Raw genomic sequence first — 16,160 nt, forward strand, 5'->3', positions numbered from 1 at the left:
GCGCGGCGATCCACGATGTCGCGCAGGCGCTGGGTGCCGGCTATTCCTATTCCGATGCGGCCGGCGGCATCGCCGCGATCGTCAAGCTGACCCGCGTCGCGTTGCTGGCCCCGGTGCTGGCGATTGTCGCCCTGTTCCTGCGCGGCGATGCGTCGCGCGCGAAAGGGCCGGGCCTCCCGTGGTTCGTTGTCGGGTTCTTCGTGCTGGCGGGGGTCAACTCGTTCGGGGTGATCCCGGTGGTGGTCGCCAAGGGCGCGGAACAGATCGCCGCCGGACTGCTGGCAGCGGCGGTGACCGCGACGGCGATCCGATCGCCACTATCGCAATTGCTGGAGGCCGGGCCGAAGCCGTTGCTGGTGATTCTGGTGGCGACGGTGGTGGCGTTCGCGCTGTCGCTGGGCGCGGCGTTGCTGTTGATCGGGTGACCTAACTGAACTCCCTCCCCTTCAGGGGAGGGGTTGGGGTGGGGCAGTCCCGTCTCGAAGAGACCAGCGCCAGCATCTGCGGCACGGCCCCACCCCAACCCCTCCCCTGAAGAGGAGGGGCTTAAGAAGAAGCAGGCCCGGTCGATCCTCGTACGACCAGTTCGAACGGCACTTCGCGCTGCTCCACCGGGGCGTCGTCGCCCGCAAGAAGCAAGTCCGCCGCCTGATAGCCCATTTGCCGCGTCGGCTGGCGGATAGTGGTCAGCGGCGGCCACACCACGCTGGCCAGCGCGGTGTCGTCGAATCCGGCGACCGACAATTGCTCCGGCACGCGCACGCCGCGCTTGTGCGCCGCCGCCAGCACACCGGCCGCCATATCGTCGCTCGACGCGAAGATCGCGCTCGGCGGCTGGGGCAGGTCGAGCAACGCCTCCGCCGCGCGCGATCCGGATGCGAAATCGAAGCTACCGCCCCGGATCAGGTCCGCCTCCTGCGCGATCCCCGCCGCTGCCAGCGCGGCGGCATAGCCAGCCAGACGGTGCGCGCTGGTGGCATAGTCCGGATGCCCCTTCACGAAGCCGATCCGCCGATGGCCGAGTCCGATCAGATGCTCGGTCATCACCTTCGCCGCGCGCATATTGTCGATGAAACTGGACGAGGTCAGTCCCGGATCGCCACCCGGCGACACCCGCACGAAGCGCACGCCGCGTCGTGCCAGCAGATCCAGCACCGCCGGATAATCGGTCACCGGCGGGGTCAGGATCAGCCCGTCGACGCTGGTCGCATCGACCAGGCTCTCGACATCGTCGATCAACGTCGCCGAATCGCGATCATAGGGTTGCGCGATCATCCGCACCCCGTCGGCCACGCAACGGTCGCGGATGCCCGACTGCATCTCGTAGACGTAATAGGGGCTGGGATTGTCGCAGATCAATGCGATCTGGAAGCTGCGCTTGCCGGCCAGCGATCGCGCCGCCGTACTGGGGCGAAAATTGAGCATCGCGACGGCGGCCTGCACGCGTTCCCGCGTGTCGTCGCCGACATAGCGTTCCTTGTTGAGCACGCGCGATACCGTCTTGATCGAGACCCCCGCTTCGCGGGATACGTCCTTGATGGTCACCCGCACGAAATTGCTCCGGAAATTCGCCCCGACCCCGGATGTGCCTCACCCGGTCGCACGCGTCCAGCGGCTTGCAAGAACTGTCCTATGTTGATAATACAGTCCTCCGCCGCGCGGCCGGCTGGCTGATCCGGAAACACGATGCGTCCTTACCCTTTCGATCCGGCGACCGCGCCACCCGCCCAATCCAAGGGCCAGCCTGCGCGTTACGAACCGGCCGCGCCGGTGCCGCCGGTGGATACGTCACCCGAGCCGGACCCCCACGATCCACGCGATCCCTTGGTCGGCCCACCCGCCCCTTATCGCGGATCACGCTGGCGCTGGCCGATGCGCATCGCCGGGGCGGGGATCGTGCTGTTCGTGCTGGCGGTGATCTGGCTCGCCTTCACCGCGCCGCTGTCGAAGTCGCTGGAACCGCTGACCCCGCCCAGCATCACCCTGCTCGCCGACGACAATACGCCGATCGCCCGGCGCGGCGCGATCATCGGCCAGCCGGTCGATGCGGCGAAGCTGCCCGCGAATGTCACCAACGCCTTCCTCGCGATCGAGGACCGGCGCTTCAAATCGCATTGGGGCATCGACCCGCGCGGCATCGCTCGCGCCTTCTGGCACAACGTCACGTCCAGCGGCCGCAGCCAGGGCGGCAGCACGATCACGCAGCAGCTCGCCAAGAACGCCTTTCTCGATTCGGACCGCACGGCGGCGCGCAAGATCCGCGAAGTGATGATCGCCTTCTGGCTCGAGGCGTGGCTGTCGAAGGACCAGATCCTGTCGCGCTATCTGTCGAACGTCTATTTCGGCGACAACGTCTATGGCCTGACCGCGGCAGCGAAGCATTATTTCAACCGCGCGCCGGACGATCTGTCGATCGCCCAGTCGGCAATGCTCGCCGGCCTCGTGAAGGCCCCGTCCAAGCTCGCCCCGACCGTCAATCTGGAAGGCGCGCGAGACCGGCAGAAGCTGGTCGTCGCCGCGATGGCCGATGCCGGTTTCATCACCAAGGACGAGGCGGAACGGGTTCGCCCCGCGCGGCTGTCGACCAACAGCATCAAGCCGCTGCCCGACGGCACCTATTTCGCCGATTGGGTGCTGCCCGAGGCGCGCGACCGCGCCGGCGAGATCGCGCGCGAGACCACCGTCAAGACGACGCTCGACCGTCGATTGCAGAGCGCGGCCGAACGCGCGGTGCGAAGCGCGGGACTACGCCAGGCACAGGTCGCGATCGTCGCGATGCGTCCCGATGGCCGCGTTGTCGCGATGGTCGGCGGCAAGAATTACGCCGACAGTCCGTTCAACCGCGCGACCCAGGCGCGGCGCCAGCCCGGCTCCGCCTTCAAGCTGTTCGTCTATCTCGCGGCGATGCGATCGGGCCTGACACCGGATTCGATGATCGAGGACGAACCCGTCACGATCGCCGACTGGAGCCCGAAGAACAGTGACGGCCGCTATGAGGGCAAGATCACGCTGCGCCGCGCCTTCGCCAAATCGAGCAACGTCGCGGCCGCACGGCTGATCCAAAAGGTCGGCGTGAAGGAAGTGATCCGCGCCGCCCGCGATCTCGGCATCACCACCCCGATCGCCAACGAGGCGACGATCGCGCTCGGCACCTCGACCGTATCGCTGCTCGAACTGACCTCCGCCTACGCCGCCGTCGCCGCGCAAAGCTATCCGGTGCGTGCGCGCGGAATCGAGGCGACCGGCGATCGCAGCTGGTATCAGACGCTGACCGATCGTTCGCACCCGCTGACCGGCGACGTGCGCGATCACATGCTCGACCTGCTTTCCGCTTCGGCCGAAACCGGCACCGGGCGGCAGGCGGCGCTGTCGGTGAAGACCTACGGCAAGACCGGTACGACGCAGGACAGTCGCGACGCTTTGTTCATCGGGTTCGCGGGCGATCTGGTCGTCGGCGTGTGGGTCGGCAATGACGACAATACGCCCAATGCCGGCCTGTCCGGCGGCGGCATCCCGGCGCGCGTGTGGCGCGATTTCATGATGCGCGCGCTCAGGGTCGGTCCGGCGGTCGCCCCCGAAGCCGATCCGGTGATGGACGACAGCGAGGGCGGCAATTTGTTCGGCATCGATGGCCTCAACGTGCCGGAGGGCGATATCGAGGGGCTGGGCCTCAACCTGCATGTCGGCCCCGACGGCAGCATCGAGATCAACCGCGCCAACGACCGCGAGCGCGGCCCGCCCCCACGCCGCGACGACCGCACCCCGCGCGAGGAAGCGCCGCCGGACGAGGAGCAATAGGACCCGATCGGCATCATCCATCCGCTTGTCGAAGCACATTGCCCGAACACACCCTGCGATCGACTCGGGGCCAACGGGTTCAGTGAGGTGCCGGCATCCCCGAAGTGTGATATCTTCGTAGCATCGCGTTTTCATACATCGTCATTCCCGCGAAGGCGGGAATCCATACTGGCAACGCTGAGCGATGATCACGAAGTCCGGTGACTATGGATTCCCGCCTCCGCGGGAATGACGACTCAACTTCATATCATCACGCCCTAAAGCATCGCCGCCGGGATCGGCCCGATCCGCTCGGCGAAGATCGCCAAGAGATCCACACTGCCCGAGATCGCGGTGTTCGGAGGCAGGTACAGGTTCAGCGTCTGGAAGAAGGCATTTTGCGTCGACGACGCCGGAATGTCATCGCCTTCCAGCAGCATCGGGCCGTCGATCGCCCGGACGATCGCCTGCGCCAGCGGGGAGCCGTTCACTCCGGTCGCTCCGATCGTCACGCCGCTCACCGCGCCGGGATTGTTGGCCGTAACCGAGATCCCGAGCATGCCAGTCAGTGCGTTGAAATTGACGAGCGCGCCCGATGTCACGACATCGCCGAGCTCGATCGTGCGATCGGGATTCGCCACGATGCTGAGCGCGATACCGCTGGTGTTAGCGCCGCTCGTGCCGCTGAAACCGATCCGAACGCTGGGCCAGCTCCCGCGCGGGATCAGGCCGCCGTCCGTCGCGACCGTCACGGTGGAGACCGCGAAGCTCACCCCCAGCGTGCCGTCGATCGTGCCCGACAGTGTGAACCCGGCCGGCGGCGTCCCCGTCACGGCCCCGGTGCCTTCGTTGGTGAGCGTGTTGGTCCCGCCAATCGCCACCGTCCGTCCGTCCGGCACCATGTTCGCACCGGTGGCCATCGGCCCTGCCGCCGCCAGCGCGCGCGACAGGCTGCGTACCGGCTTCCGGCGATACAGATCGCGCAGCGGCGCTACCGCGAACCGCTTGAGATACTTGCCATAGTTCGAACAATGCAGCCCGTCGTCGGTCACCGCACCGGTCGGCATCGGTGCCGCCGTCACGCCGAACGGCATCGGATAGCCGTTTGCGTTGGCCAGTGCAGGATCGATCAGTACGCCCGTCGTATCGACGAACAGCACGTCGAACGGGTTGGACAGCGCATAATCGTCGTACAGCCGGTTGATCGTATGGATGTACGATGCCCCGGCCGCCGTCCCCGGCGCACGCGGATCCACCGAGACCAGGATGAGATACCGAAAGCAGCTCTGCGGCCGGAGGTATTGCTCGTGGAACTTGCGAATGTTGGCCAGCACAGTAGCCGGCGGCAAATTTGCGCTCGTATCGTTCGTGCCGATCGTCAGATAATAATCGACCGTGCGCCCCGCCGCCGAATGCGCGTCCAGCGCATCGCGTGCCGTCGCCAGACGCGCGGGGCTGAGCAGATTGCCTGCCCCCGTGCCCGAATTACTGCCGCCGACCCCCAGCTCGCCGCCATCGAAGCGCACGTCCAGCCCTTCGAACGCGGCCATCCATTGCAGCCCCACCTTTATCTCGGCGAACTTGCTGTCCCCGTCGAACAGGCAGTGGACCGGCGTCTGCCGCCCCGCCCGCCGCGCCAGCGCCAGCAGGCTGGCATTGATCTTGTCGCCGCCGGCCCTGGCGGAATCCCCCGCGCCCGCCGTCGTATCGATGAAATGCATCGTCATCAGGAACCCTTTCCGAATACGGGCGCGCTATCGCCCCAATGTTGCGTCGTTGATCCGAAGAACGGCGATGCCGGTGGCGGAACGGCACCGGGGGCCACGCGGCGGACGGCGACCTGCGGGATCGAAAGCCCCAGCCCCAGCCCCAGCATCAGTGCGCCGCCCCGGAAACAGCCCTCAGGCTACGGTCGAAAAATGCATCAGGCATGGTCCAGATTCCCTTTGCTGCAGGAAGGAAGAGGGGCACGGCAATGCCTCGCCCACCTCAGGCAGGCGATGCCGCCCGCTTGAAACGCGATCGTCATTTAATTCGTGCGCGCTGCGTATCGCGCTGCTATCATCCCGTTTTAGGGACAAAAGTTTCGGTCTCGGATCATCGATCCGGCTCGACTGCGAAATTTATCGATCCAGACACGACGGAAAGGTCATTTATGCCCCGCAACCTCGCCGTCAAATCCAATAATCGGGACACTACATCCCATAATCGGGATAGTCAATCCCATCCACAGAAAAACGCCTTCGCCGAACGTCTGCGCGCCACGCTGGTCAGGCTCGATCTCAGCGACGCCTATTTCGCCCGCGCGGCGGATATTCCGACCAGCACCTTCGCGCGCTACAAATCCGGCGACAGCATGCCGAAGGGCGACGATCTGTTTCGCCTGTCGGATGCGTTGCGCGTATCCCCGCGCTGGCTGATCCTCGGCGATTCCGGCGGCGGATCGATTCTGGCGGATGTCGCCGACGCCGAGTTCGTCATGATCCCGCGCTACCGCCTCGCCGCCCTGACCGACACAGGCAAGGGCGACCCGATCGAGACCGTGCCATACCGCAAGGATTGGCTCGCCCGCCGGCTCGGCACCGCCGCCGGCCTGTGGATCACCGAACTCCCCTCCGATTACGAAGCGCTCGGGCTGGAAGAGGGCGATGCGATCATCTGCGCCGATATCGACGCCGCCGGCCCGGCCGAGAAATGGGTCTGCATCTTCCGAGGGTCGGCTGGCCCATTCGTCGCACGCTACAGCAACCGCGCCACGGCAGGCGAACTCGACCTGCCCGGCGCCAGCTTCGTAACCGCAGCCGACCTGCGCGATGGCGAGACGTTCGCCATCGCGCGAATCAGGGCGAGGATGCTGGCAAAGATGTAGCAGCCGTCGCCAACGGTTGACGCACCCCGCCCCGCCCCGCAAGACGCGCCGCATGCGCTTCTTCTCAGACAATGCCGCCCCCGTGCATCCCGCCGTGCTCGCCGCGCTCGCGTCCGCCAACACGCTCGACACCGCCTATGACGGCGACGGCTGGAGCAAGCAGCTCGACGGACGCTTTTCCGATCTGTTCGAAACAGAGGTCCGCGCGCTGTGGGTGCCATCCGGCACCGCCGCCAATTGCCTCGCGCTCGCCGCGCTCTGCCCGCCTTATGGCGGCGTGGTCTGCCACCGCGACGCACATATCCAGAACGACGAATGCGGCGCACCGGAATTCTATACCCACGGGGCCAAGCTGATGCTGGGCGAGGGCGACGGTGCGAAGCTGACGCCCGACAGCATCCGCACGGTGATCGATGCCATCGCCAACGATGTCCACCGCGTCCAGCCGCACGCCATCTCGATCACCAACGCGACCGAATATGGCTGCGTCTATTCGCCCGCCGAGGTCGCCGCGATCGGCGATCTGGCGAAGGGGCGCGGGCTGGGGCTGCACATGGACGGCGCGCGTTTCGCCAATGCCGTCGCGCATCTCGGTTGCTCGCCCGCCGACGTGACGTGGCGCGCCGGCGTCGATGTGCTGAGCTTCGGCTTCGTCAAGAATGGCGGGATGAGCGCAGAGGCGTTGATCTTCTTCAAGCGCGATCTGGCCGACGCTACGTTGATGCGCCGCAAGCGCGCCGGGCTGCTGTTGTCCAAGGGACGCTACCTCGCCGCGCAACTGCTCGCCATGCTGGATAAAGATCTGTGGCTCGACACCGCCCGCGCGGCCAATGCCGGCGCGGCGCTATTGGCGGAGGCGGCCGGCGACCGCCTGCTCCACCCCGTTCAAGCCAACGAGGTGTTCCTGCGCGTCACCACCGCCGAAGCCGCCGCGCTGCGTGCCAAGGGCTTCGACTTCTACGACTGGGCAGAAGGCGAAGCGCGCCTTGTCACGTCCTGGGATCAGCAAGCGGAGGCAATCCGGCCCTTGGCGGAAGCGATCGCCGCCCTTTAGGCTCTGACACCGGCGAGGGCCGTACCCGGATCATCAACCCGGCGGAACCCGACGCCAGCGCACAGATATCGATCGCGACGATCGGCCAGGCCGGCAGCCAGAAGATCGCCAAGTGCAGCGCGGCGGTTGCCACCACCGACAGCAAGGCCGCCTGCTGCAACCGATGGCGTCCGGGCCAGGCCGGTCGAGCGGCGGCGATCGCAAGCCCGGCGGCGAGCAGGCCCCAGAAGCTCCAGACCAACGGCGCGTCCGGCCCCGCAACGGCACGCAGCCAGATCAGGGCGACCAAGATCAGCGGCGTGCCCCAGATGACTATTTCCCAGCAAGCGGCAAGCCGATCGCCACCAAGGCCGCGCCGGCGGCGCTTCTGCAACCACAAAGTGGTGCCCGTCGCGGTGACGACGCACAGGCCGAGCCCGAACAACATATAGGCAAATTCGATCGCGAATCCGCCATAATTGCCGAAGTGCAGATTATAGGCGGACGCCGCGACCTGCTGCCCCATCGCCCCGTCCGACAACCCCGCCCCCCCCCGCCACTGCCCGCGCGCGTCGAACGCGTAGGTCTCGCCGTAGATCAAGCGACGTGGATGTTCGGCGATGATCTGGACGTGCTGGCCGCGCGTGCCGGGATCATGGACGATGACATAGGTCGGCACGGCATGGGGCACGCGGTTCGCCAGCGTGCGCAATGCCGCCGCAATGTCCGGCAACGGCGCGACGGCAGGGTCCGCCTTGGGTTCGTGCCCGAAGATCGGAGCGTAGATTTTCTCCGCATCGCCGCCGGCATAGGCCTTGGCGAGCACGCTGAAACCGACGCTGCCCAAACCAATGAACGCCCCCGTCAGCGCAATCGCCAGCGCGAACGGCAGCGTCCAGACGCCGATCCGGTTGTGCCAGTCGGCACGGGCGATCTGCGGATCGTGGCGGGTGCGCAGGCGGAAGGCGTCGCGTGTTAGGCGGGGATGAGCCAGCAGACCCGTTACCGCCAGCGCGCTCAACGCGACGCCCAGCGCACCGACCACGATCAGCCCCAAGGTACTCGGAAGATGCAGATATTCGTGCAGGCCGATGACGAATTCGGTCCAGGCATGCGCCTCGCGACCGGCGATGCGCCCTGCCCCATCGACATACTGCCCGCCATGATCGGTCGTCACCACAGCGCGGGGCAGATCGTCCGTCGGCATGCGGATGTAGAGATGCGTGGTTTTGGTCTTGCCCGTCTCCGACGCGAGTACGGCACGCATCGCCACCTGCGCAGCTTCGGGCGATAGCGTTGCCGTCTCGGCGATGTCCGGCTGTTCCCAGCGTTGCCACCGATCATGGATCACGATCAGCGTGCCGGTGAGCGCGATGATGTACAGCAGGGCGCTCGCGAGCAGGCCGATCGCGGCATGACCGCCGAGCGCGCGCTGGACCAGGGTCGCGATGGGGCGGGACTTGATCGTCATGATGCGCTCCACAGAAGCGTGCCGATCAATGCGGCGGCGATCGGCGGTGCGATCATTCTGGCGGCGTTGGCGCGGGTCATCTGGATCGCCATGACGATCGCCCACAGGATCGGCTGCAGGAAGAGCGTCAGCGCGATCGCGTCGGCATCGCCCATGCCGCCACGCCGCGCGAGCGCCTGCGCACCGAAGGCAAGCCATTGTGCGGCGGCAAACGCAACGGGCACGACGAGCGCGAACACCGCGAGGCGGCGGGCAATGTCGGGCCAGCGTCGGGGTATTGCGATCGACGGTGCCTCGCGCGGCGCACGATGCGCCTTTGCGGGCGATCGCCACCCGGCATACAGCACCATGATCAGCGCCACGGCAATGCCCGCGACCGTGCCGACCGCGAAACCCCAGGCACCGTCGTGCGCCGTGAGCGACGCGAGCCCGGCCGCCGCAAGCATCCAGCCCGCCGCCGCGATGTGCCGACGCCCGTCCCAGCCGATCCGGACCAGCAGCATCCCGGCCGCAACGATCGCGAGCGCGAGCGCGATCATCAGTATCTCACGGTCACCGTGCCCAGGATCGAGCGTGGTGCATTGTAGAACCCCTGATCGTAATTCAGCGCGCCGAGATATTTGGCGTTGGTCACGTTCTTTAGGTTCGCGCCGACGGAAAGGTGTTCGGTGACCGCATAGCGACCGAACAGATCGAGCGCGGCATAGCCGTCCTGCGTGATGCGCACCTGCTGTCCGGTGGTGGACGACCGCACATCGGTCGGTTCGAGATACATGCGGCTCTGATATTGCAGCGACGCGCCGACCTTCAATTGCGAGAGCGATGGCGGGGCGTAGCTGATGTTGAGGCGCGCGGTGTTGCGCGGCACGAAAGCGCGCACCGGCTGATCGTCCTCGCCGCGGATCCGCATGATCGTGTAACCACCGGTCGCTTGCAGGCCGGGCGCGAGCTGCCCGCTCATCTCCAGTTCGACGCCCTGCGATGTCGCATCCACCCCGCGATAGATGGTCCGGCCAAGCACCGTATCGAACCCGGCCGCTTCCGCAGTGTTCTTCTGTCGTGCCTGGAAGATCGCGGCGCTCGCATTCAGGCGACCGCCGAACCATTCACCCTTCAATCCAGCCTCGATATTGTCGCCCTCGATCGGGGCAAGCAGGCGATTGTTGATGTCGAATTCCGTTTGCGGATTGAAGATCGTCGCGAAGCTCGCATAGGCGCTGACGTTCGAGGTCAGATCGAACGTCGCCCCCACGAACGGCAGGAACTTCTTGCGGTCGTAATTGGTCGGCGTGCCGTAGGATGTGCCTTCACTGAGCGCGCGGGTGTAATTGCCGCCGATCATCACCTTCAGCGGATCGGCGAGGTTCAGACGAACGAGGCCGTAAGCCGTTTCGCGGCGCGTGTGCGTGTCGAGGCTCGGCGTGAAAGCCGGGAACGTAGGTTCCGGGAACGTGCCGCTGAACAAAGTGGTCAACGGCAACCCGATACCGACCTGTGAAAAATCATACGCCGACCCCTGGACGTATTGCTGCGCACCGCGATTGACGCCGATCATCACATCATGCTCGCGCCCGAACAGCGAGGCTTTGCCCGAGACATAGGCGTCCAATGTCAGGTTGCGCCCGTCGGCGTCGAACGCGCCGGGATAGCTGAACACGCCGTTGCCGGTGGTGCGATCGGGATTGCCATAGACGTAGAACAATTTGTCCTGCTCGCTCACCGCGCGACGCAACGCGCTGACTTTGGCGACCCAGCCATTGCCGAACGTGTGCGTGATATCGCCGAATATCTGGCGATCGACCACGTTCCATCCCGCCCATTCCGGCCCGGTATTGGACGATCGCGGCAGATCGATTCGCGTGCCGTCGGTATAATAAAGCGGCATCGCCCCCCACATCGCACCGGACGATTTGTGATCCTGATGGCCATAGCCCGCGCTGATCACCGTGTTCGGGCCGAGGTCCGCCTCGACGATGCCGTAGCCGGTGCAGCGGCGCAGGTGATAGCGATCGAGATAGGAGCCGGTATCGAGCAACGCGCCGACCGCGCGGGCGCGAATGCTGCCATCCTTCGTCAACGGTACGCTGATATCGCCGTCGAGGCGGAAATTGTCGAACGAACCATATTGCGCACTGGCCGATGCCGCGAAAGTCTTGGTCGGGCGCTTGCGGACGAAGTTGACCACAGCGGACGGATTGCCGGTCGAAGACAGCAGGCCGGGGGCACCGCGCACGACCTCGATATGATCGTAGATCGCCGTATCGATCGATCCGGTCTGGACTCCGAACGCGAACGGCAAGCCGACGCCGTCGACCTGGAACGTCTGGATGTCGAATCCTCGCGCCGAATAATAGAAGCGATCGGTTTCCTGCGCCTGCACGTTCACGCCCGGCACGGTGGCGAGCAGAGCATTCACGTCATTGAGCTGGAAATCAGCGATCTGCGCGCGCGTGACCACGCTGACCGATTGCGGCGTCTCGCGCAGGCTGAGCGGCATGCGGGCGGCGGTGCTCTGCGATTTGGTCCCGTAGTCGTCGCTACCCTCTGTGCGCTGGGCGACGACGATGATGTCTCCTTCGCGCTGCGGATCGGTATCGTCGACATTGGCCGGGCCTGCCGCAACGGCCAGCAACGCGAGAAGAGCGGTCATCAATCAGGTTCCTGTATCTGTGATACCGGCCCCTTATCAAATGATATCACTAACGCAAATCATTATCATTAGCGTTGTGATCAACAAACGATCGACCTCGACGCTCCCGCGAAACGCCTAACGGCGCTCGACCCGGCTTAAGGTAGCGTGGATGTGACGTGGTCGAGCAGCGAGCCGAGAGCGAACTGCCGCGCGTAAAATCCGGCGCGGCCGGCTCCTCCGCACGGCCTGCCGGTGCCGATCGCATCGAAAGACGCGACCGGCACTGCATCGCAGATTATTTCGCGACGGACCTTCGGATCGACCCGTCATTTCCGAACCAGTCGATCTCGAATTAGAGCTTGATGACTTTGGTTTGAATCGCACCTTCCCTACATCGTCATTCCCGCGAAGGCGGGAACCCATATTGGCTGAACCAAGTGGGTCCCATGACGGGTAGTGATTATGGATTCCCGCCTTCGCGGGAATGACGGACGATTTGGTTCGACCTCATATCATCATGCTCTAATATTTGACCGGCTCAGAACTTGAAGGCGGCGGAAATGCCCCATTCGCGTGGCCGGCCATAGCTGGCCTCAGCCAAGCCGAACGCGCTCGATACGTTGCCCGACACGAAGTACAGCGTGTTGGTCAGGTTCGTCCCGAACGCCGCCAGCGTGATATTCCGCCCCGGCAGCGTGTAGGCCAGTCGCGCATTGAGCAGGCCATAGCCGTCATCGGTGATGATCGGCGAATTGGCGACATCGTGATAGATGCGGCTGTACATCGTATAGTCCAGCCGGAACGTCACGTCGCTGCCGTCGGCCAGATCCTTGCGGATCTCGGCCCCCGTATTGACCGTCCATTTGGGTGCCTTGACGAAATGGCTGGCCAGCGTGATCGGCAGAACCTGCGTCGGCCCCAGGCCCTGCCCGACGCTGACATATTTGGCGTCCAGATACCCCACGCCGGCATTGAACGTGAACCAGCGCGCCGGACGCATCACCGTTTCGAACTCGAAGCCGTTGATCTTGCCCGCCGCGGCATTCGCCACGAAGTTCGTCGGCGTCTGGTTCACCGTTAGCTGGATGTCCTTGTAGTTCGAATGGAACGCCGCGATGTTGGTGGTCAACGTGCCGTCCAGCCACTGCGCCTTGATCCCCGCCTCATAGGTCTTCAGCGTTTCCGGCGCATATTGCGTGACTTCCCCGGCATTATCGAGCGGACGGCCGTTGAACCCGCCCTGCTTGAACCCTTCCGAATAGGAGGCGTAGATCAGCAGATCACGCGACGCCTTGAAGTTCAGGCCAAGACGCGGGGTGAATTTCTCGAACGTCGCCGATTTCGTCACGTTGACGAACTGGACGAGATCACGCTGCCGCACGTTGATCGACGTGAAGATCTTGCGATCGCTGGTGTAGCGCGCACCCAGCGTGACGCTCAACCGCGGCACGATCTCGAAATCGAGCTGCCCGTACGCGGCCAGGCTGCGATTGTCGGTGTAGTTCTGGATGAACACCGCCGGCGTGAACGGCCCGGCCGTGGCGAGCGGTGGCGACAGTCCGATCGCCAGATCGGCCGTGGCGATGTCCGAGGCCTTTTCCTTGAAGTAAAAGCCGCCGAGGACATACTTGATCCGGTCGGCGAAGGCGCTGCCGGTCAGCTGCAATTCCTGGCTGAACTGCCATTGCTTGTCGCGATTGGTCGTCTGGCGAAACACGAACGGCGAATTGTCGCCGTCGCGCGTGAAATAGGCCTTCATGTGGCGATAGGCGGTGATCGATTTCAGCGTGGCGCTGCCGATCTCGTAGCTCACGATGCCCTGTGCGCCCCAGAGATCGAGGTCGTTGTCGTTCGGCCCGCCGGCCCAGGTCTCGAACGGGCTGGCGGTGATGAAGCTGGGGTTCAGCGTCGGCTGTCCGTTGGGCGCGATGATCCCGCGCGTCGGTGCGACGAAGCGGTTGTAATTGGTCAGGAACGGCGTGCCGGTGATGCCGGGCGCGTTGCCCACCGCCAGCAGGTCGGACGGGGCCGACGTCTCGCGCGCGCGCGTATAATCGCCGCCGATATCGATCGTCAGCCCGCTGCCTTCGGGCTGGATGCGCAGCTTGGCGCGCACCATCTGCGCCGATCGATCGCCCTGCGTACCGCCATCCAGCAGCCGCTTGACGTAGCCGTCGCGGTTGAGGCTCGCCGCCGAGATGCGCAGGCCGGCAAGGCCCGGCGCGATAGGGATGTTGACCGCGCCCTTCACGTCGATGCGCCTGAAGCTGCCATAGGTGCCCTCGACCCGACCCGAAAAGTCGTTGAGGTTCGGCGTGGCGGTGTTGATCAGCACCGCGCCGCCGATCGTGTTCTTGCCGAACAACGTGCCCTGCGGCCCGCGCAGCACCTGTACATTGTCGATATCGACCGCGTCCATCACGCCGCCGATCGAGCGGGCATAATAGACGTCGTCGACATAGAAGCCGACGCCGGGATCGCTGAAGATCGCGAAGTCGTTCTGCCCTACGCCGCGCACGAACACCGTGGCGTTGTAATTGCCGCCAGACAGCGCGGCGGCACCGTCGAAGCGGATGTTCGGGGTGTATTTGGCGATCTCGTCGAGCGTGGCGACGTTGCGATCCGCCAGCGCCGCGCCACCGAAGGCGGTGACGGCGACGGGCACGTCCTGCAGGCGTTCCGACGTGCGGCGCGCGGTCACCAGAATCTCGTTGCCTTCGGTCGCCGCAGCATTTTCCGCCGCGGCCGGCGTTGCGTCCTGCGCATGCGCGACGCCGCCATATACCATCGTGATCACGGCTGCGCCGCTTAACAGTAGACCCCTCATTTCACCCTCCTCAGTATCGCTTGTGTTGTTGGCGTGACGCGCGGAACGTTCGTGCTGTGGGCAGCGCGCACCTTGACCAGCAGGCGGAACAGTTCCGCCCGCTCGTCCGGTGTCAGCGGGTCGAAGAACTCGGCCTCGTGGTCGGCGATCAACTGGGCGATCTCGGTGCGCAGACGCTGTCCGGCAGCGGTCAGGTGCAGGGCGTTGCTGCGCCGGTCGCGACCGGGCCGACGCTCGACCGCCCCCAGCGCGACCAGGCCGTTGACGGCGACCATCGTACTTGCGCGATTGATCCCCAGCACCTGGCCGAGTTCGGTCTGATCGCAGCCGGGGTGGAGATCGATGAAGATGAGCGCAGTGGCCCGTCCCGGACGGACGCCGAGCTTCGCCATTTCTTCGTGAAGGGCTTCCATCGACAGCATATCGGCGCGGCGCAGTTGATAGCCGATGTGCCGCGCAACCTCGCCAATCTCGGCGTCCTCATGCGGCATGCAGCCCTCCCCAAATCGTCATCGGCGTTTTTCGCCTTTGGAGTATTGTATGCTTGACGTATTGTTATGGCAAGTAGCAATTTTGGCTGAGATTTGCATCTTGGCAAAACGACATCGGGCTGGCCGCGACGGACACAGTCGTCGATGCAGGCGCTCGTTGGCGGGATCGTTTCGACTGTCGAAAAAGTAGATCAGGCCCGGCAGGCGTTACCGCCGAATGCGCACACCGACGCCCGGCCTGCCCGTGACAGCCGGTTGACGACAATCATCACGACCCCCGAGTGGGGAAATCGGAACGACTGATCTTAAGTTAGAAAATGGTGCTGCCGGTGAGGATTGAACTCACGACCTCAGCCTTACCAACGGACGAACTGGCCTACTCCACAGTTTTCAATTCTACGATTATGACTAATTAACATTGACTTACACCGAACGCTATACGAGGCTCTAACCGGCAATTTGCTTCCAACTGCTTCCAGTACGCTTCCAGTTCTGGAACTCTGGGCAGCCCGGCGATGGAGAAAAGCGGCATGGCGACGGCCCGCCAGCGGATCAACAAGAGGCTCGTGGACGGTCTGGCAGCAGACGGCAACGACCGTATGATCTGGGATCTCGACATCCTTGGTTTCGGCGTGCGGATCTCGCCTGCCGGCCGGATCAGCTACGTTCTCCAATATCGCTTCGAGGGGCGGCAGCGTCGGTACAAGATCGGCGTCAACGGGTCGCCGTGGACACCGGAAACAGCCCGCCAGGAAGCCAAACGGCTGCTGGGGCAGGTCGCGGACGGCGCCGATCCTCAGCAATACAAGATCGACGACCGTGCCGAGATTTCCGTCGCTACACTGTGCGATCTGTATCTCACGGAGGGGCTGATCACGCGCAAGCTTAGCTCGATCGCATCCGCCCGGTCGGATATCGAGCACCACATCAAGCCTATCCTAGGTGTTTAGTCCCGGCATCTGGTGGATCGGATTGACGATGAACCGGTCTGGCTCTGACGTCCAGATCTTGGCGATGTATTCGTAGGGTGTGAGCCCGCTAAGCGTCTTCAGCCGGCGGG

12 protein-coding genes and 1 pseudogene (1 of these 13 running past the window's edge) are annotated in these 16,160 nt (G+C 64.8%); 5 read left to right on the forward strand and 8 right to left on the reverse strand.

The genetic code is table 11. The features are described from left to right. On the forward strand, positions 1–425 hold the 3' portion of the coding sequence (locus U1738_RS15605) for a YeiH family protein (protein ID WP_443027034.1). It extends 622 nt beyond the left edge of the window; 425 of the gene's 1,047 nt are visible here — the last part of the coding sequence; its start codon lies beyond the left edge, outside the window; its stop codon occupies positions 423–425. Between the two features lie 121 nt (positions 426–546). On the opposite strand, the gene U1738_RS15610 is transcribed toward U1738_RS15605, so the two are convergent. After that, on the reverse strand, positions 547–1,551 hold the full coding sequence (locus U1738_RS15610) for a LacI family DNA-binding transcriptional regulator (RefSeq protein WP_332789968.1): 1,005 nt from the start codon (positions 1,549–1,551) through the stop codon (positions 547–549). 135 nt (positions 1,552–1,686) lie between these two features. Between U1738_RS15610 and U1738_RS15615 the strand changes: the two genes are divergently transcribed. Continuing rightward, the gene (locus U1738_RS15615) at positions 1,687–3,798 is read left to right on the forward strand and encodes a transglycosylase domain-containing protein (RefSeq protein ID WP_332789969.1); all 2,112 of its coding nucleotides are present in this window, start codon (positions 1,687–1,689) and stop codon (positions 3,796–3,798) included. 257 nt (positions 3,799–4,055) lie between these two features. Here U1738_RS15615 and U1738_RS15620 read toward each other — a convergent pair whose 3' ends face one another. Beyond that, positions 4,056–5,504: an SGNH/GDSL hydrolase family protein gene (locus U1738_RS15620; RefSeq protein ID WP_332789970.1), complete on the reverse strand. Its 1,449-nt coding sequence runs from the start codon at positions 5,502–5,504 to the stop codon at positions 4,056–4,058. Between the two features lie 428 nt (positions 5,505–5,932). Here U1738_RS15620 and U1738_RS15625 point away from each other — a divergent pair, with 428 nt between their 5' ends. Beyond that, entirely contained in the window at positions 5,933–6,646 is a 714-nt protein-coding gene (locus U1738_RS15625; protein ID WP_332789971.1) for a helix-turn-helix domain-containing protein, read from the forward strand. Positions 6,647–6,698: 52 nt separating this feature from the next. Continuing rightward, the gene (locus U1738_RS15630) at positions 6,699–7,700 is read left to right on the forward strand and encodes a threonine aldolase family protein (RefSeq protein ID WP_332789972.1); all 1,002 of its coding nucleotides are present in this window, start codon (positions 6,699–6,701) and stop codon (positions 7,698–7,700) included. On the opposite strand, the gene U1738_RS15635 is transcribed toward U1738_RS15630, so the two are convergent. The 5 genes from U1738_RS15635 to U1738_RS15655 all read right to left on the reverse strand — a co-directional run bounded on the left by U1738_RS15635 (position 7,636) and on the right by U1738_RS15655 (position 15,100). Then, positions 7,636–9,150: a PepSY-associated TM helix domain-containing protein gene (locus U1738_RS15635; RefSeq protein WP_332789973.1), complete on the reverse strand. Its 1,515-nt coding sequence runs from the start codon at positions 9,148–9,150 to the stop codon at positions 7,636–7,638. The two genes, U1738_RS15630 and U1738_RS15635, sit on opposite strands and share 65 nt — an antisense overlap. Continuing rightward, complete coding sequence (locus tag U1738_RS15640) at positions 9,147–9,689, reverse strand: hypothetical protein (protein ID WP_332789974.1); 543 nt, start codon at positions 9,687–9,689, stop codon at positions 9,147–9,149. Before U1738_RS15640 ends, U1738_RS15635 begins: the two co-directional genes overlap by 4 nt. Beyond that, positions 9,689–11,800 (reverse strand): TonB-dependent siderophore receptor, encoded by a 2,112-nt coding sequence (locus U1738_RS15645; protein ID WP_332789975.1) that lies wholly within the window; start codon positions 11,798–11,800, stop codon positions 9,689–9,691. The genes U1738_RS15640 and U1738_RS15645 overlap by 1 nt, the downstream gene beginning before the upstream one ends. 520 nt (positions 11,801–12,320) lie before the next feature. Continuing rightward, positions 12,321–14,570, reverse strand: a complete 2,250-nt coding sequence (locus tag U1738_RS15650; protein ID WP_332789987.1) for a TonB-dependent receptor — start codon at positions 14,568–14,570, stop codon at positions 12,321–12,323. A 35-nt stretch (positions 14,571–14,605) separates the two neighbouring features. Beyond that, positions 14,606–15,100: a MarR family winged helix-turn-helix transcriptional regulator gene (locus U1738_RS15655; RefSeq protein WP_332789976.1), complete on the reverse strand. Its 495-nt coding sequence runs from the start codon at positions 15,098–15,100 to the stop codon at positions 14,606–14,608. A 530-nt stretch (positions 15,101–15,630) separates the two neighbouring features. On the opposite strand from U1738_RS15655, the gene U1738_RS15660 reads away from it, so the two are divergent. Then, positions 15,631–16,050: an Arm DNA-binding domain-containing protein gene (locus U1738_RS15660; protein ID WP_332789977.1), complete on the forward strand. Its 420-nt coding sequence runs from the start codon at positions 15,631–15,633 to the stop codon at positions 16,048–16,050. Here U1738_RS15660 and U1738_RS15665 read toward each other — a convergent pair. Further along, positions 16,039–16,160: pseudogene (locus U1738_RS15665) on the reverse strand (IS481 family transposase); the annotation flags it as partial. The gene U1738_RS15660 and the pseudogene U1738_RS15665 sit on opposite strands and share 12 nt — an antisense overlap.

Origin of the sequence: Parasphingomonas caseinilytica (assembly GCF_036663755.1) — a bacterium.
Lineage (GTDB): Bacteria > Pseudomonadota > Alphaproteobacteria > Sphingomonadales > Sphingomonadaceae > Sphingomonas.